General features: G+C 64.2%; 16 protein-coding genes and 1 tRNA gene. 4 read left to right on the top strand and 13 right to left on the bottom strand.

Features of this window, described 5'->3' with window-relative positions:
* Positions 1-16: 16 nt before the first annotated feature.
* A complete protein-coding gene (locus tag RTQ46_RS01205) occupies positions 17-1,111 on the bottom strand; it encodes a type II asparaginase (RefSeq protein WP_312434056.1) in 1,095 nt (364 codons plus the stop codon).
* A 164-nt stretch (positions 1,112-1,275) separates the two neighbouring features.
* Between RTQ46_RS01205 and RTQ46_RS01200 the strand changes: the two genes are divergently transcribed.
* The gene (locus tag RTQ46_RS01200; protein WP_312434055.1) at positions 1,276-1,650 is read left to right on the top strand and encodes a hypothetical protein; all 375 of its coding nucleotides are present in this window, start codon (positions 1,276-1,278) and stop codon (positions 1,648-1,650) included.
* Entirely contained in the window at positions 1,647-2,483 is an 837-nt protein-coding gene (locus tag RTQ46_RS01195; RefSeq protein ID WP_312434054.1) for a MipA/OmpV family protein, read from the top strand. The genes RTQ46_RS01200 and RTQ46_RS01195 overlap by 4 nt, the downstream gene beginning before the upstream one ends.
* 28 nt (positions 2,484-2,511) lie before the next feature.
* Here RTQ46_RS01195 and RTQ46_RS01190 read toward each other — a convergent pair whose 3' ends face one another.
* The 12 genes from RTQ46_RS01190 to RTQ46_RS01135 form a co-directional block, all read right to left on the bottom strand.
* Entirely contained in the window at positions 2,512-3,135 is a 624-nt protein-coding gene (locus RTQ46_RS01190) for a hypothetical protein (protein WP_312434053.1), read from the bottom strand.
* Positions 3,135-7,232, bottom strand: a complete 4,098-nt coding sequence (locus tag RTQ46_RS01185) for an MBG domain-containing protein (protein ID WP_312434051.1) — start codon at positions 7,230-7,232, stop codon at positions 3,135-3,137. The genes RTQ46_RS01190 and RTQ46_RS01185 overlap by 1 nt, the downstream gene beginning before the upstream one ends.
* 60 nt (positions 7,233-7,292) lie before the next feature.
* Positions 7,293-8,966, bottom strand: coding sequence for a ShlB/FhaC/HecB family hemolysin secretion/activation protein (locus RTQ46_RS01180; RefSeq protein ID WP_312434050.1), 1,674 nt, complete (start codon positions 8,964-8,966; stop codon positions 7,293-7,295).
* Between the two features lie 191 nt (positions 8,967-9,157).
* Positions 9,158-9,709 carry a DsbA family protein gene (locus tag RTQ46_RS01175; protein WP_312434049.1) on the bottom strand — a complete coding sequence of 184 codons (552 nt, stop codon included), beginning with the start codon at positions 9,707-9,709 and terminating at the stop codon, positions 9,158-9,160.
* 206 nt (positions 9,710-9,915) lie between these two features.
* Positions 9,916-11,007, bottom strand: coding sequence for a redox-regulated ATPase YchF (gene ychF, locus RTQ46_RS01170; protein ID WP_312434048.1), 1,092 nt, complete (start codon positions 11,005-11,007; stop codon positions 9,916-9,918).
* Positions 11,008-11,231: 224 nt separating this feature from the next.
* On the bottom strand, positions 11,232-11,816 hold the full coding sequence (gene pth, locus RTQ46_RS01165; RefSeq protein WP_312434047.1) for an aminoacyl-tRNA hydrolase: 585 nt from the start codon (positions 11,814-11,816) through the stop codon (positions 11,232-11,234).
* A 114-nt stretch (positions 11,817-11,930) separates the two neighbouring features.
* Positions 11,931-12,551, bottom strand: a complete 621-nt coding sequence (locus tag RTQ46_RS01160; RefSeq protein WP_312434046.1) for a 50S ribosomal protein L25/general stress protein Ctc — start codon at positions 12,549-12,551, stop codon at positions 11,931-11,933.
* Between the two features lie 180 nt (positions 12,552-12,731).
* On the bottom strand, positions 12,732-13,682 hold the full coding sequence (locus RTQ46_RS01155; RefSeq protein ID WP_065310113.1) for a ribose-phosphate pyrophosphokinase: 951 nt from the start codon (positions 13,680-13,682) through the stop codon (positions 12,732-12,734).
* Between the two features lie 150 nt (positions 13,683-13,832).
* Positions 13,833-13,909, bottom strand: a tRNA-Gln gene (locus RTQ46_RS01150).
* Positions 13,910-13,987: 78 nt separating this feature from the next.
* Positions 13,988-14,872 (bottom strand): 4-(cytidine 5'-diphospho)-2-C-methyl-D-erythritol kinase, encoded by an 885-nt coding sequence (ispE, locus tag RTQ46_RS01145; RefSeq protein WP_312434045.1) that lies wholly within the window; start codon positions 14,870-14,872, stop codon positions 13,988-13,990.
* A complete protein-coding gene (locus tag RTQ46_RS01140; protein WP_312434043.1) occupies positions 14,869-15,495 on the bottom strand; it encodes an outer membrane lipoprotein LolB in 627 nt (208 codons plus the stop codon). Before RTQ46_RS01140 ends, ispE begins: the two co-directional genes overlap by 4 nt.
* 94 nt (positions 15,496-15,589) lie before the next feature.
* Positions 15,590-17,311 (bottom strand): tetratricopeptide repeat protein, encoded by a 1,722-nt coding sequence (locus RTQ46_RS01135; RefSeq protein WP_312434042.1) that lies wholly within the window; start codon positions 17,309-17,311, stop codon positions 15,590-15,592.
* A gap of 207 nt (positions 17,312-17,518) precedes the next feature.
* Between RTQ46_RS01135 and mutM the strand changes: the two genes are divergently transcribed.
* Complete coding sequence (gene mutM / locus RTQ46_RS01130) at positions 17,519-18,352, top strand: bifunctional DNA-formamidopyrimidine glycosylase/DNA-(apurinic or apyrimidinic site) lyase (RefSeq protein ID WP_312434040.1); 834 nt, start codon at positions 17,519-17,521, stop codon at positions 18,350-18,352.
* Positions 18,353-18,363: 11 nt separating this feature from the next.
* The coding region (locus RTQ46_RS01125) for a dynamin family protein (RefSeq protein ID WP_312434038.1) at positions 18,364-20,095 on the top strand (1,732 nt) is incomplete at its 3' end.

Raw genomic sequence — 20,095 nt, 5'->3', positions numbered from 1 at the left:
CTGGCCGCCAGCCAGATCAATAGGTGTAGAAAATACGCTGGATTTCCTGCGTACTGTTGGTTTTGGTCAAGGCCAGCATCAGCAGGATGCGGGCTTTTTGCGGGTTCAGGGTGTCCGACACGACGCTGTCGAGTTCATCGTCATTGGCTTCGCCATTGCGCGCCACGATGCCCTGGCCGACGCGGCTCGAACGCACGATCAGCACGCCCTTCTGGCGCGCTTCGACCAGTGCCGGCTTCATCTGCGCCGCCACGCTGCCATCGCCGACACCGGCGTGGATGATGCCCTTGGCGCCAGCGGCGATAAAGGCATCCATGCCGACGCGGTTCATGTTGGCGTAGCCGTAGACGATGTCCACTTGCGGCAGGGAATCGAGCTTGCTGATGTCAAATTCCGACTCCAGCGTGTGCTTGCGCGTGGACTGGCGGTAGAAAAACGGCTTGCTGCCCTGGATATAGCCGAGCATGCCCAGTTCGGTCGACTTGAAGGTGTCGGTGGTCGAGGTATTGGTCTTGGTCACTTCGCGCGCCGCGTTGATCTGGTCGTTCAGGGCCACCAGCACGCCTTTGCCGACGGCTTCCTTGCTGCCGGCCAGCAGCACCGCGTTGTACAGGTTGATCGGGCCGTCGGCCGAGATCGCCGTCGACGGACGCATGGCGCCCACCACCACCACCGGCTTGTGGCTCTTGACGGTCAGGTTCAGGAAATACGCAGTCTCTTCGATGGTGTCGGTGCCGTGCGTGACGACCACGCCATCGACATCCTGCGAGGCCAGCAGCACATTGATGCGCTTGGCCAGGGTCAGCCAGTGTTCATTGCCCATGCTTTCGCTGGCGATCTGGAATACCTGCTCGCCTTTCACGTTGGCCACTTTCTTCAGTTCCGGCACGGCCGCGATCAGGCGCTCGACGCCCACGGTGGCCGAGGTGTAGCCAACAGTGGTGGTGCTGTCGGCGCCGCTGCCGGCGATGGTGCCGCCGGTGGCCAGGATCACCACATTCGGCAATTTGACGGCTGCCTGCTGCGCGCGCGCGGGAGCTGCGGCGACAAAGCTCATCATCAGCGTGGCCAGCATCAGCTGTGCACAGGATTGGAATTTGCGTGAAAACATGGTGCTCCTGTTGGTAGTATGTAAAAAATAACAAAGTCGTGCACAAATTATATGCCATCGGTGCAGCCTGCCAGCGACGATTTCGCCAACGAGAAGCATGTGCCCAAGCGTGCGCGCCAGGCCATGCGCTACAGTAGCCTCATTTCGACCACTGTGATCCTGCCATGCCTGTGCCCACTTCCCGCTTGCGTTGCATCCTGCTGCCCTGCCTGCTGGCGCTGACCGCCTGCTCCACGCAAGTCGAGCTGCGCATGGCCGCGCAGCAGGAACAATGGGCAGGCGAGGCGGCCCGGCAGGGACGCTGGCCGCAGGCGCTGCGCACGTATGAAGACGCCATCGACAATGTCGAACTGGGCCATGGCGACGCCAGCTGGCAGGCACGGCTGCACCAGCAAGCCGCGCTCGCTGCCGGTGCCGCCTGCCGGCCAGATGCAGTGGAGCATCATGCGCGCAACGCCGCCGCGCTGTGGCAGCGCGCCGGGCGAGCTGCCCCGCCGGCACCACCTGTCACTGAACCATTTTGCGGAGTACGACCATGACCAGGACTGTCACCCTGTTCCTGCTGGCAGCAGGCACCATCGCGCTGGCACCGGCGCTGGCCGCCGAACCGGCGCTGCCGCTGTGGGAAGCCGGCGTCTTTGGCGGCACCGCCGCCACGCCCGCCTATCCGGGGTCCAGCGAGCGCTCGACGCGCACCCTGGCCCTGCCCTATCTGATCTACCGGGGAAAAGTGCTGCGCGCCGACCGCTCGGGCGTGGGCGCACGGCTGGTCAACACCGATAAAACCGAATTTGACGTGGGCTTTGCCCTGTCGCTGCCGGCCAGGTCCGACGATGTGCCGGCCCGGCGCGGCATGCCGGACCTGGGCACGCTGGTGGAGTTTGGCCCGCGCCTGAAAATCAAGCTGGCCGAACCATCGCCGAACAGCCGGGTGCGGCTGGAGCTGCCGCTGCGCGCCGTGATCGAGGCGCGCGGCGGCCTGCACCGCCAGGGCGCCACGTTCGAGCCGCGACTGGCGTATACGCTGGCCGGCCCGCAGGGGCGCTGGCATATCGATACGGCCCTCTCCGCCGTGCTGGGCAACAAAGGCATCAATGACTATTTTTATGGCGTGCCGCAGCAATTTGCCACGTTGGGGCGGCCCGCCTATGCGGCCAAAAGCGGGCTGATGCTCACGCGCCTGGGCCTGGGCGGCTCGTATCTGCTGCACCGCGACTGGCGCGCGTTTGCCTTTCTGCGCTACGACAACTACGCAGGCGCCGCCAACCGCGACAGCCCGCTGCTGCGCCAGCACAGCGGCACCTCGGCCGGCATCGGGCTGATGTGGACATGGCAGCGTTCGAGCCGGCCTGCCTGGGACGGACAAGAATAGCGAGAAGGCCCGGTTTCAGCCGTGCCGGCTAACGGTAGCCGGCAAAAACCGTACTGGCCGGCCGGGTTTCAGGAAGGATATATACGATGCCATCCGATTGCCGGAAGGAAGGACTGACGACATTCTGGTAGAACCCGGGCGGCACATTGATGCAGCCATACGAGATGCGGTTGTCGCTGGTGGTGGCGCTGGCCAGGCGCTGCAGCCGGTGCTCGCGCGGATTGCTGGTGACCACCGGATGCAGCGAAATGGCGGCATCGTAATCGACCCACAGGATTTCGCCGCCATGCAGATTGTGCCCCAGCGAGGCGACAAAGCGGCCGGCCGGCGTGGTGCGCTCGTCGGGCTTGATGTCGGCCAGCTTGCGCGTGCCGATGCCGGGCGCCGAGTCGTCGCCCGAGGACTGGCCCAGCAGGGCCGCCGAGGCGCCGCGCAGGCTGCCATCGGCGTCGAATACATAGACCATGGCGCCGCGCTTGTCGACAATCACGAAAGGCAGTCGCCCATTGTCGCTTGAGGCGACGATCCAGTCGGCCAGGCTGCTGGTCTCGGCAGACGCCGCTTCCAGCTTGAAGTCGGCCCGCCCGCTCCCTGCCAGCGCGCAAGGCGCCGCAGCCAGGGCGCACAGGGCGAGCAGCCACTTCCCCGCCATCAATTGCGATCCTGCTTGCGCGGATAGACTGCCGGCACGTATGGCCGCGGTGCCGCTTCCACCGGCGCGGCCGGTGGCGCAGGAATGTCCAGGGCCGGCGCTGGCGGCACCACTGGCGGCGCTACCGGAAAAGCAAACGGCGCACCAGGCGGTGGCGATGGCGGCAGCACCAGCAAGGCCACCACCGGTGGCGGCGCCGGTTGGAAGCTGCCGGTTGGCACCACGACTGGCGGCACGTCCCGCACGGGCTGGGCCGGTACGGGCGGAATCACGACCACAGGCGGCACCACCACGACCGGTGGAACGATCACCGGCGGCACGACGACGACCGGCGGTACCACGACAGGAGGCTCGACGACAACCGGCGGCACGACCACGACTGGCGGAACGACCACAGGAGGCTCGACCACGACCGGTGGAACAACAACGACTGGTGGCACCACGACGGGAGGTTCAATCACGACCGGCGGTACGACCACGACTGGGGGCACCACGACAGGAGGCTCGACCACCACCGGTGGCACGACAACAACTGGTGGAACAACCACTGGCGGCACGACCACGACTGGTGGAACAACCACTGGCGGATCGATCACCACCGGTGGCACGACAACAACCGGCGGCACCACGACTGGAGGTTCGACCACGACCGGTGGAACGACTACTGGCGGATCGATCACCACGGGTGGTACGACAACAATCGGCGGCACCACGACTGGCGGATCAATCACCACCGGCGGCACCACCACGGGAGGCTCGACCACCACCGGCGGATCGACGATCACCGGCGGCACAACCACCGCTGGGGTCACGGCCAGCGCGCCATTGACATACGTAATCGCATAGTTCGATGGCGCAAAACTGCCGCCCGCCGCATTGCCGGGCGTAATCGCGTAGGGGCCGGGCGCGGCGGCGTCCGCAGCGGCGCCGGGGCTGCTGCCGGTAATGCTGCCGATGCTCTCGCCATTCTGCAGCGCGCTCGAGGTAAAGCCGCTCAGGTCCGGCGTCTCGCCATAGGCCTTGGTGATGCTGTTGGCGGTGATGGTCAATGGGGCCGGCGTGACCACCAGCGCACCGTTGACATAGGTAATCGCGTAGTTCGACGCCGTGAATGTGCCGCCGGCAGCATCGCTTGGAATAATCGCGTACGGTCCCGGCACCGGCGCGTTGGCGCGCGTGCCGTCACTGACTTGCGTCACGCTGCCGATGGACTCGCCATTTTGCAGCGCGGTCGAGGTGAATGCGGACAAGGTCGGCGTCTGGCCATAGACCTTGCTGGCATCCATCGCCGTGATGGTCAGCGGCGCCGGCGTGACCGCCAGCGCACCGTTGACATAGGTGATCGTGTAGTTCGACGGCGTAAAGGTGCCGCCGCCGGCCGCGCTCGGCACGATGGCATACGGGCCGGCAACCGGCGCCGTCGCTGCCGCACCGATGCTCGTTTCCGTCACATTGCCCACCGTTTCGCCATTTTTCGTGCCGGCATACGTGAATGCCGACAGCACCGGCGTCTGGCCATAGACCTTGCTGGCGTTGGCGGCCGTGACGATCAGCGCGGCTGGCGTGATGCTGGCGGCCGTGGAGGCGCTGGCGTTGACCGTATAGTTGCTGGCGTCGGCGCCCGTCAGGCCCAGGCCGTTAGCCAGTACCGCCTTGTTGTTGCCGACATTCGCGTCAAGAAAGGTGGCAGAACCACCGGTATAGCTGACGGTGGCGGTATCGGCCGCCAGTACGCCGCTGAGGCTGCGGCTGGTGAGCTCGGCGTCGCGGTTGCCGTCATACACCTTGTTGCCGGCGCTCACAGTGCCCAGTAGCGCCAGCGCGGTGATATTGGCCGAGCTGCTGCCGCTGCCGTCACCAAACAGCGCGAAGCGCGCCACGTCGGCGCCGCCCAGGTTGTAGCCGCTGTAGTTCACGGCCTTGCCGGTGCCCACGTTCTTGTCGCTGAAGCTGGCAAGGCCGGGCACCAGCGTCACGTCGCCGCCGGCGCGCGGGTCGCTGACGAAGCCCAGGCTGGCGTTATTGGTGGCGTCGTAGACTTTATTGTCGGCACGGGCAAATACCCATGCCCGTGCATCGAGCGCGCCAACCACTTTGGTGCCATAGGCCGCGATCTCGGCCGCGGTGTTGGCATAGCCGTTCGGATTGAACAGGATCACCGTATTGGCGCCGCTGACCGCACCGATGCCGGCAAACACCACCGTGCCACCCGATACGCCGGGGCCGGTGCCGTCATTGTCGGCGCGCAGGGTGACCTGGCCGCCATCGGCGCTGACCGCGCTGTTGATGGTGACGCTGTTGTTGGCGATCATGCTCAGCGAGCCACCGCCATTGGCGCTCAGGGCGCCATTGATATCGATGTTATTGCCCGCGCGCATGGCGGTCGAGCCACCGCCGTCGGTCGTCAGCGCGCCATCGATGACGATATTGCGCCCCGCGTCCACGCTGACCAGCGAGCCGCTGCCGCTGGCCGTGATGGCCGCCGCGGCATTGAGTACCACATCGTTCAGCGCGATCAGGCGCAAGCCCGAACCGGCCGTGCTGGCGGTGATCGCCGCATTGACCAGCACGTCATGGCCAGCGTTCAGTTCCAGCGTCTGCGGCGTGGTCCAGGTCAGCGCGCTGCCGACCGTAATGTCGTTGGTGGCCGTGATCACGCGGTTGCTGCTGGCCAGGCTCAAGGTCACCTGCGACGGCGTTTCATCGCCGCCCGCCAGCGCGATCGTGTAGTTGACGGGGTCGAGCAGCCAGGTGCCCGTCTTGCCATGGGGTGCCAGCGTGTCGACGTACGAGCCGGCGCCGCGCACCACGGTCTTGCCCGAGGTTTCGATCAGGCCGCCGTTGCCGGACAGCGCGCCGCCCTTGGCCGTCAGCGTGCCGCCAAAAGTGGTGGCGCCGTCGGACCAGGCGACGATCTGGCCGCCGTTGCCGGTGCTCAACGCATCGGCGTGAATTACCGCGCCGCGCTCGATCGTGGTGGTCGTGGCATGCGCTTCCACGCCCTTGCCCTGGTAATTGCCACCGATCAGCACCGTGCCGCCGCCGGTGTCGCCCGATGCATCGATCGCCGCCTGGCCCGTCAATACAATCTGCTGGCCCAGCACCGTCACCTTGCCGCCCTGCTCGCCCGTATTGCGGCCCGATGCATCGAGCGTGCCGGCCTGCGTGACGCTGCCGCCGGCGGTGTCGCCGACCAGGCGGATCACGCCGCCCTGGTTTTCCAGAGTATGGGCGCGAATCACGCCGGTATTGTTGACGGCACTGCCCAGCATGCTGCCAGCGCCCTGCGCGGTCAGCAGCACCTGGCCGCCGTCAGCCTGGACCAGGCCGCCGTTCTGCGCCAAGGCGCCCAGCGCGCCGCGATCGACCGTCACATTGAGCAGCTGGCCGCCCAGCACATCGAGCGTGACGGCGCTGCCGGCGGCCAGCGCCACCATGCCGCGGTTGGCCACGATGCTGCCCTGGTTATCGACCTTGCCGCCCACCAGCGCCACATAGCCGCCGTTGGCCGTGATGGCGCCCTGGTTGACGACGCTTGCATTGCCGGCGCCGCTGAATTGATAGCGCCCGGCCATGAAGTCGCTGTCGCTCAGGCCCAGGGTCGAGCCGACCAGGCCGCCCACGTTAACGGACGCGCCCTTGCCGAACAGGATGCCGTTCGGATTGATCAGGAACACCTTGCCGTTGGCGCTCAGGTTGCCGAGGATGCTGGACGGATCGGCGCCGATGACGCGGTTCAGCGCCACCGAATTGCTGTTCGGCTGCACGAACTGCACGCTTTCGCCGGCGGCGATATTGAAACTTTGCCAGTTGATCGCCACGCTCTGCGTCGCCTGGTTGATTACCATATTGCCCGGTTTGCTGTTGTTGATGGTGGCGCTGCCGGCCGTGACCACGCCGGTCGGCGGCAAGGCGTAGACGTTCGCGCCGAGCGCCAGCATCAGCGACACCGACAGCGTTTTCAGGGCAAACAAGGCGCCGCTGGCAGTACTGCCGCGCACCGACGACGAGGATTTGCCGGCGCTGCTGGCGTTTTCGGATACGGCGGCGTAGGCGCCGGTTTTTTCATTCCATATCGAGCGGTAAATGTGGTTCATGGTGTCTCTCTGTTCTGTATTAAGCGTGATGAAGCGGGGTCTGCAGGAGTTGCCGTTGGCTTAGAAATACTTGACCGCCTGGATCCAGAAACGCCCGCCCTTGTCCGGGGCCGAAGTGGCCACGGCATTGCCGAGTTTGTGTGCGTAATAGCCGCGCACCACGAAATCGTTGTTGCTGGCCCAGCTCAGGCCCACGCCGGCGCCGCTCAGCGTGCGCTTGTTGTCGCCGGCGGCCCACTGGTGCTTGTTCAGCGTGACGGTGCCCGTATCGACAAAGCCGATCAGCTGCACCTGGCCGGGCATGCCGGACGGCAGCGGCGGCAACAGCAAGCGCGCTTCCAGGTTCAGCACATAGCCCTGGTCGGCATACGCCTCGCCTTCCGGATAGGCACGCACGCCATTGACGCCGCCCAGCTCCATGCGCTCGGACACGTCGAGGTTTTTCGATGCCAGCTGGCCATTGATCGCCGCATACAGCGACACCGTGTCGCTCACGCTTTGCAGGCGCGTCGCGCCGAAGCCGAGCTTGTGGTAGCCGCCATTGCTGCGCGCCGTCAGGGCGTCGAACGCGCGCACGTCGGCCGTCTCGATATCGAGGTCGCCGCTGGCCACGAACACCGAGTAGCCGCTGATGCCGCCCCCGCCGATGCTGTCGCGGTGGTCGCCGACCAGGCCGATGGTGGCCACGCGCACCTTCTTGTCGTTGACGATGGACGCCACCCGCACTTCGTCGCGGAAAGTCTTGTCGTCATACGACAGCTGTGCGTACAGATTGCTGTCGCGCGAGCGGATCAGCGGATAGCTGCCGTAGACGCCGGCGATTTTCGCCGTGCCGCGCGCGTCGAGGCTGTCGAATTCCTTGCCCAGCTTGTAGTCGAGACGGCTGTACGCGGCGCCGACCGTGGCGCGCCCCACCTGCAGCTGGTACGAGGCGCGCGCATATTTCAGGCCATCGCCCGAGGTCAGCACGCGCAGGCTCGCCACGTCGCCGAGGCCGAATGGCTGGTTCAGGTTGACCGTGCCGCCGATGCGGTTGACACCTGTATACCGGCTGCCTGCGTTGTCGGCGTCGATGCTGCCGGTAACGCGCTGGCCGGGCAGCACATCGACCAGCAGGTCGGTGGTGCCCGGCACCGCACCGGGCGCCAGCGTGGATTTGACATTCACGCCAGGCAGGTCCGACAGCAGCAGCAAGCGGTTTTCCAGCGGCGCGCGCGTGACCGTGTCGCCCGCGTCGAGGCCAGCAAGATATGCGCCCACGCGGCCGTCCGACATAGTGGTCTGGTTCTTCAGGCCGATCTGGCCGTAGCGCCCTTCCAGCACGGCGATGGTGACGATGCCGTCGCGGATGTCCTGCGCCGGCAGATAGGCCTGGGCCACCACATAGCCGTCGCGGCGGTACTGCTGTTCGATGATGGAGGCCATCGCATTGAGCTGCGCCACGGTCAAGCTGCTGCCCGGCTGAAACCCCGTCAGGGCCAGCAGCGCCGCTTCCGTATAAGCACGCGCGCCGGTGACGCGCAGACTGTTGACCTGCATGCTGGCGCTCGACGCCGGCACGGCGGCTGCCGGCTCGGCGACCTGCTCGACCTGCAGGCGCGGCTGGACAGGCTGCGGCGCCGGCGATGGCGGAATCTGATGCATCTGGCTGCCGGCGCTGGGGACCTGCTGCGCCAGTGCAATGCTCTGGGTGAGCGCCAACATGGCGAACGGTAAAAATTTAATATGTGACATGCTGGCCTCGACTTTATTTGGATGTGTTGGAAAATCGTTTGAATTTCCACTACCCAATATTGCCTGTCAGCACTCCTTACATCTGCCGGTTACCGAACATAGGGATTTGTGTTGGTTTCTGGAAAAATACTGCAAAAAAAGCGATGATGCAGAAAAAAGCCCCGCGATGGCGGGGCTGGAAGGGGTGATGATCAGGACTCGCCGAGCGCGGTGCGTATCGCCTGCTCCAGGTGCTCGAGGCCGAACGACACATCGACCGGCTCGTCATTGAGGAAAAAACTCGGCGTGCCACGCAGGCCCAACTGCACCGCGGCCGCATGGTGCTCGCGCACGCGCTGCAGGTACAGATGGTCGGTCATGTCGGCATGATAGCGCGTCATGTCGAGCTCGATCTCTTCGGCGTAACGCGTCAGCGCCGCTTCCTTCAGATGCTGCGGCTGGCGAAACAGCGCTGCATGCATGGCCCAGAATTTTCCCTGCGCGGCGGCCGCCTCGGACGCTTCCGCCGCCAGTTCCGCATGCGGATGGGCGGCGCTGTCGGGAAAGTGGCGGAACACGAAGCGCAGCCGGTCGCCATAGGCCTCGACCAGATGGCGCGTCAGGGGTTCCGCCTGCGCGCAGCGCGGGCATTCGAAGTCGCCGTATTCAACCAGCGTCAGGCGCGCTTCCAGATTGCCGGTGGCGTGTTCGGCGGACGACAGTCCGGCTATGTCGGTATCGGTACGGATGTCAGCAGTAGTCATCGGGTTTCTCCTGGCCACGCAAGGCAGCCTGTCAGGGTGGGGACGTTTTTCCACTATAAACCTATCGGCGGCCATGTGCCCGCTCCGTACAATCGCCCCTTCTCCTGGCAAACCATGCCATCCAGATACAACAACGCCTGCCGGCGCAAGGCGCGGGCAGGCATCGGAAAGCAGCTGGCGGCGCCGGGCAAGTGCCCGGCACGGCCTTAGACGTTGAACAGGAAGTTCAGCACATCGCCATCCTTGACAACATATTCCTTGCCCTCGGCGCGCATCTTGCCCGCTTCCTTGGCGCCCGCTTCACCCTTGTAGGTGATGAAATCGTCATAGGCGATGGTTTGCGCGCGGATAAAGCCGCGTTCGAAGTCGGTGTGGATCACGCCGGCCGCTTGCGGGCCGGTGGCGCCGACGGGAATGGTCCAGGCGCGTACTTCCTTGACGCCGGCGGTGAAGTAGGTTTGCAAGCCCAGCAGCTTGTAGGCGGCGCGGATCAGGCGGTCCAGGCCTGGCTCTTCCATGCCCATGTCGGCCAGGAAAGCGCCCTTGTCGGCGTCGTCCAGGTCGGCGATTTCCGCTTCCAGCGAGGCGCAGATGGCGACGATCGGGGCGTTCTGCGATTTCGCGTATTCGGTGAGCTGGTCCAGCAGCGGGTTGTCGGTAAAGCCGCTGTCCGAGACGTTGGCGACGAACATGGCCGGCTTGGCCGTGATCAGGCACAGCGGCTTGATCAGCAGCATTTCGTCGGCGTCCAGGCCCATCGCGCGCACCGGCTTGGCGTCGTTCAGGTACGGCATCATGCGTTCCATGATGGCCAGCAGCTTGGCGGCGTCCTTGTCGCCCGAGCGGGCTTTCTTGTTTTCGCGGTGGATGGCTTTTTCCACGGTGCCCATGTCGGCCAGCGCCAGTTCGGTCTGGATGACTTCGATATCGTCGAGCGGGTTGATCTTGCCGGCCACGTGGATGACGTTGTCATCTTCGAAGCAGCGCACGACGTTGACGATGGCGTCCGTTTCGCGGATGTGCGACAGGAACTGGTTGCCCAGGCCCTCGCCTTTCGACGCGCCCGCCACCAGGCCGGCGATGTCGACGAATTCGACGATGGCGTTGACCATGCGTTCCGGCTTGACGATGGCGGCCAGCGCATCCATGCGCGGATCCGGCACTTCGACCACGCCGACGTTCGGCTCGATGGTGCAGAAAGGATAGTTTTCAGCCGGAATGCCGGCCTTCGTCAGCGCATTGAACAGGGTGGACTTGCCGACGTTCGGCAAGCCGACGATACCGCATTGGAGACTCATGAAAAACCTTTAATTATCAAAGCACAGTAAACAAGGCACAGCCGTCGATCGGCGTGCTGGCGGTGCTGTTAGGAAAAATGGTGGTCGTGCGACGATTCCGGTGCTCTGGACAACGACATTCAGGACGTCATTGTACCCCTGCCCGGTGCGCGGCAACAGCTTTGCTGCACCGGCTTGCCGCACCGCCCGGGCCTGCCGGCATCGTTTTGCAACATCAGGCGAAGTCAGACAGTATGCAGCTTCATGGTGGCGGCCTCGAACTTGCCGTCGACGATCTGCGGCATCACCAGCAGCGACTTGTCGATCGCCTGCTCGATCAGCTCCTGGTCTTCGCGGCGCGGACGGTGCAGCACGAAGTCGGCCACCTGCTGCTGCAGGCTCAGGCTGCGCGGATGGCCGATACCGAGGCGCAAGCGCCAGTAGTCCTGGGTGCCCAGCGCCGCCGTGATGTCCTTCAAGCCATTGTGGCCGCCGGCCGAGCCGCCTTTTTTGAGGCGCGCGATGCCGGGCATCAGGTCGAGCTCGTCGTGTACCACCAGCACTTCGTCGGCGGCGATCTTGAAAAAGCGCGCCAGCGCGCCGACCGACTGGCCGGAGCGGTTCATGAAGGTCAAAGGCTCCAGCAGCCACACGTCCTGGCCGTTGATCGAGGTCTTGGCCAGCATGGCGTTATAGCGCGAATCGCGCTGCAGGCGGGTGCCGGGCAGGCTGTTGGCCAGGTTGTCGACCAGCCAGAAACCGGCATTGTGGCGCGTTTGTTCGTACTCGGGTCCCGGGTTGCCGAGGCCGACGATCAGGCGGATGGGCATGGCGATGTCTGCAGTAAAAAGAATGATTATCGGTGAAAACAGGCAGAAAAAAACCCGCCGGAGCGAGCCAGGCGGGTTTTTCCTTGCAACTGCCGCCTTGCGGCGGCAACACAATTACTTCTTGTCGGCTTCAGCAGCAGCAGCGGCAGCAGCTTCTTCAGCTTCGGCAGCAACTGCGCCAGCTGGAATCGAAGCGGTAGCGATGGTCTGGTCAGCGCCGTGGCCGACTACGGTCACGCCAGCTGGCAGGACCAGGTCGCTCACGTGCAGCGAGTGGCCGACGTCGATGTTCGACAGGTCAACCGAGATGAACTCTGGCAGTTGGCCTGGCAGGCACGACACTTCGATTTCGTTGGCAACGTGGCTGATGGTCGCGCCATGCAGTTTGACTGCTGGGGAAACGTCAGCGTTTTCGAAGTGCAGCGCCACTTTCACGTGGATAGCTTGCTTGGAGTCAACGCGCTGGAAGTCAGCGTGCAGAACCAGTTGTTTGTATGCGTGAACCTGGAAGTCGCGCAGCAGCACTTGCTGGGAAACGCCATCGATTTCCAGATCGAGGATCGACGAGTGGAACACTTCTTTTTTCAGCGCGTGGTACAGCGCGTTGTGGTCCAGCGAGATCAGGATCGGGGCTTCGGTGCCGCCGTAGACGATACCAGGGGTCTGGCCGGAAATGCGCAGGCGGCGGCTCGCTCCGGAACCTTGCAATTCGCGTTTGAATGCGATAACTTTCATGTGAAACTCCAAATAAAACAAGACTCACGTCTTGTGTGATGAAGATTCCCGCGACCAGGAATCTTCGAGAAATGGGTGCGGATGCACCCCGAAAACCACTAAAGCAGCGGCGCGGCCGGTCAGAAACCAGTCGCGCCGCCGATGTTACGTTTGTTTTTACGTCTGTTGCTGTTGCTCGAATCAGTCGATAAACAGCGAAATCACCGAATCGCCCTTGATGATGCGCTTGAACGTCTCGGCCAGCAGCGGCGCGCACGTCAGTTGACGAATCTTGCCGCAGGCCAGGGCCGCTTCGGACAGGGGAATCGTGTCGGTGACCACCAGCTCATCGAGCGACGAAGCCGAAATGCGGTCGATCGCCGGGCCGGACAGCACCGCGTGCGTGCAATACGCCACCACTTTCTTGGCGCCGCGCTCCTTGAGCACTTCGGCGGCCTTGGTCAGCGTGCCTGCGGTGTCGACCATGTCATCCATGATCACGCAGTTGCGGCCTTCGACTTCACCGATGATGTTCATCACTTCGGACACGTTCGCCTTCGGACGGCGCTTGTCGATGATGGCCAGGTCGCAGCCCAGGCGTTTTGCCAGGGCGCGCGCACGTACCACACCGCCGACGTCCGGCGAGACCACCAGCAGGTCCTGGTAGTTTTTCTTCTGCAGGTCGCCCAGCAGGATCGGCGACGCGTAGATATTGTCAACCGGGATATCGAAGAAGCCCTGGATCTGGTCGGCGTGCAGGTCCATGATCAGGACGCGCTCGACACCGGCTTTTTCCAGCATGTTGGCGACGACCTTGGCCGAAATCGCCACACGCGCGGAGCGTGGACGGCGGTCCTGGCGGGCATAGCCAAAATAGGGAATCGCTGCGGTGATACGACCGGCCGATGCGCGTTTCAGGGCATCGACCATCAGGATGATTTCCATCAGGCTGTCGTTGGTCGGAGCGCAGGTGGATTGCAAAACAAAAACATCCTTGCCGCGCACGTTTTCGTTAATCTCGACCATTACTTCGCCGTCGGAGAATTTCGAAACGTTTGCCTTACCGAGAGGGATGCCGAGATTTTTTGCGACCCCCTCTGCTAACGCTGGATTCGCGTTGCCGGTAAAAACCATCAGGTTTTCGTAAGCCATGGGAGTCCCAAGAGGTGATATAGAAGTCTTGAAAAGCACTAACCGGGCATAGGCCCGGTCAGTCTGTGTTGTGCATGTACCGCGTAACGGCACATTTTTGTCTCCCGTACTGGACGCCAACTTCGCATCGACAGACTACGGTGAAACGGGTGGCAGGGGAAGAAGGATTCGAACCTTCGCATGCTGGAATCAAAATCCAGTGCCTTAACCAACTTGGCGACTCCCCTACGCAACTGACTGCTTGCTGTCATGTTGGCCGGTATTATACCGACTATTTGAAGCAATGCAAAATCTTTTTTTGCTGCTTACAACATCGTGATCAGTGGATGCTGGCTCAGCGCTTTTGCTTTCCAGGCCGACCAGACGGAAGGCACATTGCTGAGCACTTCATCTGCTTCTTCCTCAGTGGAAAACGCACCAAACACACATGCACCGGAACCAGTCATCCTGGCCTCACCGTAAGCACTCAGCCATTCTACCGCATCTGCTACCGGCTTGAAAAGACTGGATGCTACTTGTTGCAAGTCATTCTTTCCAAACCCGCTCGCGCTGTTTCCTTCTGCGAGGTGCCTGGAAAAGTCCGCTATTGTGACGGCTTCGGTATCCCTCGTCAAGCCTTCCGCGCAAAAAATTGCGGCGGTCGGCACCTGCACGCCGGGCTCGATCACCACATACCAGCAATCGGGCGTGGCCACCGGCCGCATGGCCTCGCCCACGCCTTCGGCAAACGCGTTTTCGCCAAAGATGAAAAACGGGATGTCGGCGCCCAGCGGCAGGCCCAGCGCCATCAGTTCCTCGCGCGTCAAACCGCCCTGCCACAGCGTGTTCAACGCCATCAGCGCGGTGGCCGCATCGGACGAGCCGCCACCGAGCCCGCCGCCCATCGGCAGCACCTTGTCGATGGCGATATCGACGCCGCGCGGCAGGTTGCCCGTGCGGCGCAGCACTTCGGCCTGCAGCAGTGTGGCCGCGCGGATGATCAGGTCCTGCTGTTCCGGCACGCCGGGCAAGTCGGTCGTGCGGCGGATCTGCTCATCGTCGCGCAGCGTGAAATGCAGCGTGTCGCCATGGTCGACCAGCTGGAACACGGTTTGCAGCAGATGGTAGCCATCCGCGCGGCGGCCGTTCACATGCAGGAAAAGATTGAGCTTGGCGGGCGCCGGGCAATTGTTGAGTGTCGTCAGTGTCATGGTGCGGAAACGGCAGTTGCGGGATCGAGCACGATGCGCAGCGAGACGGCGTCGGCCTGGGCGCTGGCATGGCGTTCGGCATCGATACGGCGTGGCTGCGGCGGCGCGCCAGGAGAAGCCGCATCTTGCCACGAGACATAGCGCAAGCGCCAGCCGTCTCTGGTGGTCACGCTGTCGTTCTGCGGCGAGGCCGCAAAGCGCTGGCCGTCGGCAGCCGTCGCGTAGCCCTGCAGCCAGTCGCGCAGGCCCGACACGGGCAGCGACCAGCCCAGCAGGCGCGCACTGAGCGTATCGACATCGGGCGCGCTGCGCGGCGGCTTGCCGCTTTGCGTCAGCACCGCTTCCTGCGGCGTGACGGCAATCGTTGCCAGCGTGCTGCCGACCGGCGAAAACAGCGTCACGTCGGTGCGTCCGGCTTGTTGCTGCCAGGTGAAATTGACGGTGGCCGATTCGGGCTTGTCATTTTTCTGGTACACCACGTTCAGGCGTCCGGCCAGGTCGACCTGTTCGCGGTAGGGAGCGACGGCTTGCGACGAAGGCGGCTGGCCTGAGGTGAACGGGAGCGTGGTGCAGGCGGAGAGAGCCAGGCAGAGGGTGGCGAGGGGGATAAGTTTTTTTGTCATGGAAAATATAGAAATCGCAGCGTAAGGCTGGGGTCAGACGGGGACGCCGAGTCCCGGCGGGTCTGCCCCCTGATTTTTGCTGATAGCCAGTTAATTACAGACTGACATTCAAGCGCGCCAGGGTGCTTTTCAGCGCATCGTTTTTCGGGTCCTTGCCTTGCGCTTCGCGCCACAGTTTCTGCGCTTCGTCCTTGTCGCCCTTCTGCCACAGCACTTCGCCCAGGTGCACGGCGATTTCCGGGTCGGGGCGCACGGCATAGGCGCGGCGCAGGGCGTCTTCGGCGGCGGGCAGGTTACCCATGCGGAATTGCACCCAGCCCATGCTGTCCATGATGAACGGGTCGCCCGGCGCCATCTGCAGCGCGCGCTCGATCAGCGCCAGCGCCTCGGGCAGGCGGATATTGCGCTCGGCCAGCGAATAGCCGAGCGCGTTGTAGGCGTGCTGGTTGTCGGGCGCGATCTGCATCACGCGGCGCAGGCTCGCTTCCATCAGGTCCAGCTTGTCCAGGCGTTCGGCCAGCAAGGCGTAGTCGTACAGCAATTCGGGATTGTCCGGAAAGCGCACCAGCGCGTTTTGCAACACCGTGTAGGCGCTTTGCACATAGCCGCCGTCGCGCAGCAGTTGCGCGTCGACCAGCAGCAGCTGGCCCTGGGCCGCCGGATCGTCCACCTTGGTGTCGGCCAGGGTCTTGCGCGCGCCATCGAGGTCGCCGCTGCGCGCCATCAGCTGGGCGCGGCGCAGGCGGGCGTCCAGGTAGCCGCCCGAGGTGCTGCTGTCAACCTTGTCCAGCCAGGCGATCGCACCCGGGATATCGTTGCGCGCTTCGGCGATCTGCGACAGCATCATCAGCGCCTTGAACGGATCGCGGTCCTCGCCGGGGCTTTTTTCCAGCACGGCCAGGAAACGCTTGAAATACTGTTCGGCGCCCTTGGCGTCTTCCAGCTGCAGCGAGACGATGCCCAGCGCATACAGTGCGCCCACGTTGTCGGGCTGGGTCTTGAGCAGCGCCAGGAACTGCGTGCGGGCAGGCTCGAGCTGCTTCTGCTCGACCAGCATGCGCGCATAAGCGGCGCGCACTTCGACCGCATCCGGATTCTTCTCGAGGAAGGCAGCCAGCACCTGGCCGGCCGCCTGCGGCTCGCCGGTCACCTGCGCCAGCGTCAGCACGGACAGCTCGGAGCCCGGCTTGATCGCCAGCGCCTTGTTCGCTTCGGCAATCGCGCGTTCGCGTTCGCCGATCGACAGCGCGCCCTGGGCCAGCACCAGGTGCGCCTCGAACATGTCCAGATACGGTTCCATCAGGCGCGCCAGCATGGCATACGCGAACAGCTTGTCGTTGGCACGGGCCAGGATCTGCTGGGTCTGGAACAGGGCCACGCCGCGCGAGCCGGGCGGCGCCGCTGCGATGCGCTGGGCAAAGATCGGTTCGGCTTCTTCGATCTTGTCGCTCAGCACCACGAAACCGAGGAAGAACTGGGTTGCCTCGTCCGAGTCGGGCGCCAGCTCGCGCCACAGGCGGATCGCGGCCAGCGCTTCGCCGCCCTGCTTGGCGGCCAGCGCCATTTCGGACGCGCGGCGCGCCAGGCGCGGATCGCGCGTCTGCTGGGCCGCCATCATCATGGTCACGTACGGCCCCTGCCACTGGCCGTTCTTGAATTCCAGTTCGGCGCGCGTCAGCTTGTACAGCAGTTCGCTGTTCAGGTCGACGTTGGGCAAGGCATTCGGCTTGCCATCAGGGGCGTCCGCAGGGGTGTCCGGACTGGCCGCAACAGGGCTTGCCGGGGCATCCGCAGGGACGGCAGGCGTTTGTGCCATGGCATGCGTAGCCATCAGGGCGGACAAGGTTACAATGGCGAAAGCGTTTTTCAAAGGCTGATCCTGGCTGAACGGCAAAGTTTGATTCTACGCCCAACCCGTGCTTTGCGTGCTTCACGCATGTAACGAAATATATTCAAGCAGCAAGCGGGCATGGCGCCGTCCAGCCAGTTCATCCATTTTCGTCCGTTTTCATCAGCGAGCCCTATGCCAGAATTGCCAGAAGTCGAAGTCACGCGGCGCGGTGTTGCGCCCCATATCGAAGGGCGCGCCGTGCGCGCGGTGGTGCTGCGCCGCGACGGCCTGCGCTGGCCCTTCCCGGCCGCCCTCGGCGAACAGCTGTCGGGCCAGACCATCGGCCTGACGGGCCGGCGCGGCAAATACCTGCTGATCCATTTCCAGCATGGCACGCTGATCATTCACCTGGGCATGTCGGGCCATCTGCGCGTATTGCCGCCAGGCACCGAAGCGCTCAAGCACGACCATTTCGACCTGGTGGTGGACGGCATTGATGGCGAGCAGGTGCTGCGCCTGACCGATCCGCGCCGCTTCGGCGCCGTGCTGTGGCACGACCTGGCCGACGGCCCGCTCGACACCCACGCGCTGCTGCGCGGACTGGGCGTCGAACCGCTGGAAGACGCGTTTACGGGCCAGTTGCTGTTTGAAAAGACGCGCAACCGCAACACCAATATCAAGCAGGTGTTGCTGGCCGGCGATATCGTGGTCGGCGTGGGCAATATCTACTGTTCCGAAAGCCTGTTTCGCGCCGGCATCAACCCGAAGACGCCGGCCAAACGCATCGGCCTGGCGCGCTACGAGAGGCTGGCGCAGGCAATCCGCGACGTGCTGGCCGAAGCCATCATCCAGGGCGGCAGCAGCTTGCGCGATTTCCTGAACGTGAACGGCCAGTCCGGCTACTTCCAGCAGACCTATTTCACCTACAACCGGACCGGCCAGCCCTGCCGCGTGTGCGGCGCGCCGATCCGCCAGATCGTGCAGGGACAGCGCTCCACGTTTTACTGCGTGAACTGTCAAAAATAAGGGATATGCGCATGGTGAGGGACCTGGAACAATACAGCGCCTGGCGCCAGGATGTGCTGGCCGCCCTGCGCGCCTGGCAGCAGGCGGCGCAGCAAGCCGGCCTGGTCGATGGCGCCTCGGCGCTGCGCCTGGCGCGCTGCCTGTCGCGGCTGGCGGACGACCGCCTGTCGGTCGCCTTTGTGGCGGAATTTTCGCGCGGCAAATCCGAACTGATCAACGCCATTTTCTTTGCCGATTACGGCCAGCGCATCCTGCCCTCGGGCGCCGGCCGCACCACCATGTGCCCGACCGAATTGCTGTACGACGCGGCGTGGGAACCATCGATCCGCCTGCTGCCGATCGAAACGCGCGCGCAGAACCTGTCGACCAGCGACTACCGCGACCTGCCCGGCGCCTGGACCGTGCTGCCGCTGAAGCTCGACGCGGGCGACGCCATGCAGGACGCCATCCGCCAGGTGAGCCTGACGCGCAAGGTCAGCGTGGAGGAAGCCGCCCGCTACGGCCTGTACGACGCGGACGATGCCGACGCGCAGGCCATGCTCGACGACGACGGCCAGGTGGAAATTTCGATGTGGCGCCACGCCATCATCAACTTTCCCCATCCGCTGCTCAAACAAGGCCTGGTGATCCTCGATACGCCCGGCCTGAATGCGATCGGCACCGAGCCGGAGCTGACCCTGAACCTGATCCCGAACGCGCATGCGGTGCTGTTCATCCTGGCGGCCGACACGGGCGTCACGCGCAGCGATATCGACGTGTGGCGCAACCATATCGGTGCCGGTGCGGGCCGCCTGGTGGTGCTCAACAAGATCGACAGCATGTGGGACGAGCTGCGCGGCGAAGACGAGGTGGCGCAGGCGATCGCGCGCCAGCAGGCCAGCGTGGCGCATCTGCTGGCACTGGACGCGGGCCAGGTGTTTCCCGTCTCGGCGCAAAAGGCGCTGGTGGGCAAGATCAACCACGATGGCGCGCTGCTGGAGAAAAGTCGGCTGCTGCCGCTGGAGGCCGCCCTGTTCAATGAACTGATCCCGGCGCGCAAGAATATCATCCGGCATCAGCTGGGCTTCGACCTCGATGCGATTCACTCGGCGCAGCAGGTGCAGGCCGGCGCGCGTGCACGCGCCATCGCCGAGCAGCTGCACGAGCTGCACAGCCTGCGCGGCAAGAACCAGAGCGTGATCGCGCACATGATGCGCCGCATCGATATCGAGAAAAAGGAATTCGACAGCAGCCTGTTCAAGCTGCAGGCGACGCGCGCCGTATTTACGCGCCTCTCGACGGAGCTCTATACGAGCCTGGGCATGGAAATCGTGCGCGACGATATCGACGCGGTGCGCGTGGCAATGCAGCGCAGCCGCTTTTTCACGGGCCTGCGCGAAGCCATGCGCCAGTATTTCGAACGCATCGGCCAGAACCTCGACCGCTCCGAGCGCAAAACAAACGAGATCACCGAAATGATGAAAGTGATGTACCGCCGCTTCGCCACCGAACACGGCCTGGCGCTGGCCTTGCCGATGCCGTTTTCGCTGGCTCGCTACCGCCAGCAGATCGACGATATCGAGGCCGTGTATCACAAGCAGTTCGGCACCGCGACCCTGCTTACCACCAGCCGCGTGGTGTTGATGGAAAAATTTTTCGACACCATCGCCTCGCGCGTGCGGCGCAGTTTTACCGACGCCAATGACGACGCCAGCGCCTGGCTGAAAGTCATCATGGCGCCGCTCGAAGCGCAGATCGTCGAAT

It is taken from the genome of Janthinobacterium sp. (assembly GCF_031995485.1).
Taxonomy (GTDB): domain Bacteria; phylum Pseudomonadota; class Gammaproteobacteria; order Burkholderiales; family Burkholderiaceae_D; genus Janthinobacterium.
Note: the sequence above shows the minus strand (reverse complement) of the source record. Positions and strands in the feature narration are given on the sequence as shown.

What these genes read in the sequence shown, in the direction of transcription:
- RTQ46_RS01205 (WP_312434056.1), bottom strand. Translation starts at nt 1,111, where the DNA reads ATGTTTTCACGCAAATTCCAATCCTGTGCACAGCTGATGCTGGCCACG.
- RTQ46_RS01200 (WP_312434055.1), top strand. Translation starts at nt 1,276, where the DNA reads ATGCCTGTGCCCACTTCCCGCTTGCGTTGCATCCTGCTGCCCTGCCTG.
- RTQ46_RS01195 (WP_312434054.1), top strand. Translation starts at nt 1,647, where the DNA reads ATGACCAGGACTGTCACCCTGTTCCTGCTGGCAGCAGGCACCATCGCG.
- RTQ46_RS01190 (WP_312434053.1), bottom strand. Translation starts at nt 3,135, where the DNA reads ATGGCGGGGAAGTGGCTGCTCGCCCTGTGCGCCCTGGCTGCGGCGCCT.
- RTQ46_RS01185 (WP_312434051.1), bottom strand. Translation starts at nt 7,232, where the DNA reads ATGAACCACATTTACCGCTCGATATGGAATGAAAAAACCGGCGCCTAC.
- RTQ46_RS01180 (WP_312434050.1), bottom strand. Translation starts at nt 8,966, where the DNA reads ATGTCACATATTAAATTTTTACCGTTCGCCATGTTGGCGCTCACCCAG.
- RTQ46_RS01175 (WP_312434049.1), bottom strand. Translation starts at nt 9,709, where the DNA reads ATGACTACTGCTGACATCCGTACCGATACCGACATAGCCGGACTGTCG.
- ychF (WP_312434048.1), bottom strand. Translation starts at nt 11,007, where the DNA reads ATGAGTCTCCAATGCGGTATCGTCGGCTTGCCGAACGTCGGCAAGTCC.
- pth (WP_312434047.1), bottom strand. Translation starts at nt 11,816, where the DNA reads ATGCCCATCCGCCTGATCGTCGGCCTCGGCAACCCGGGACCCGAGTAC.
- RTQ46_RS01160 (WP_312434046.1), bottom strand. Translation starts at nt 12,551, where the DNA reads ATGAAAGTTATCGCATTCAAACGCGAATTGCAAGGTTCCGGAGCGAGC.
- RTQ46_RS01155 (WP_065310113.1), bottom strand. Translation starts at nt 13,682, where the DNA reads ATGGCTTACGAAAACCTGATGGTTTTTACCGGCAACGCGAATCCAGCG.
- ispE (WP_312434045.1), bottom strand. Translation starts at nt 14,872, where the DNA reads ATGACACTGACGACACTCAACAATTGCCCGGCGCCCGCCAAGCTCAAT.
- RTQ46_RS01140 (WP_312434043.1), bottom strand. Translation starts at nt 15,495, where the DNA reads ATGACAAAAAAACTTATCCCCCTCGCCACCCTCTGCCTGGCTCTCTCC.
- RTQ46_RS01135 (WP_312434042.1), bottom strand. Translation starts at nt 17,311, where the DNA reads ATGGCACAAACGCCTGCCGTCCCTGCGGATGCCCCGGCAAGCCCTGTT.
- mutM (WP_312434040.1), top strand. Translation starts at nt 17,519, where the DNA reads ATGCCAGAATTGCCAGAAGTCGAAGTCACGCGGCGCGGTGTTGCGCCC.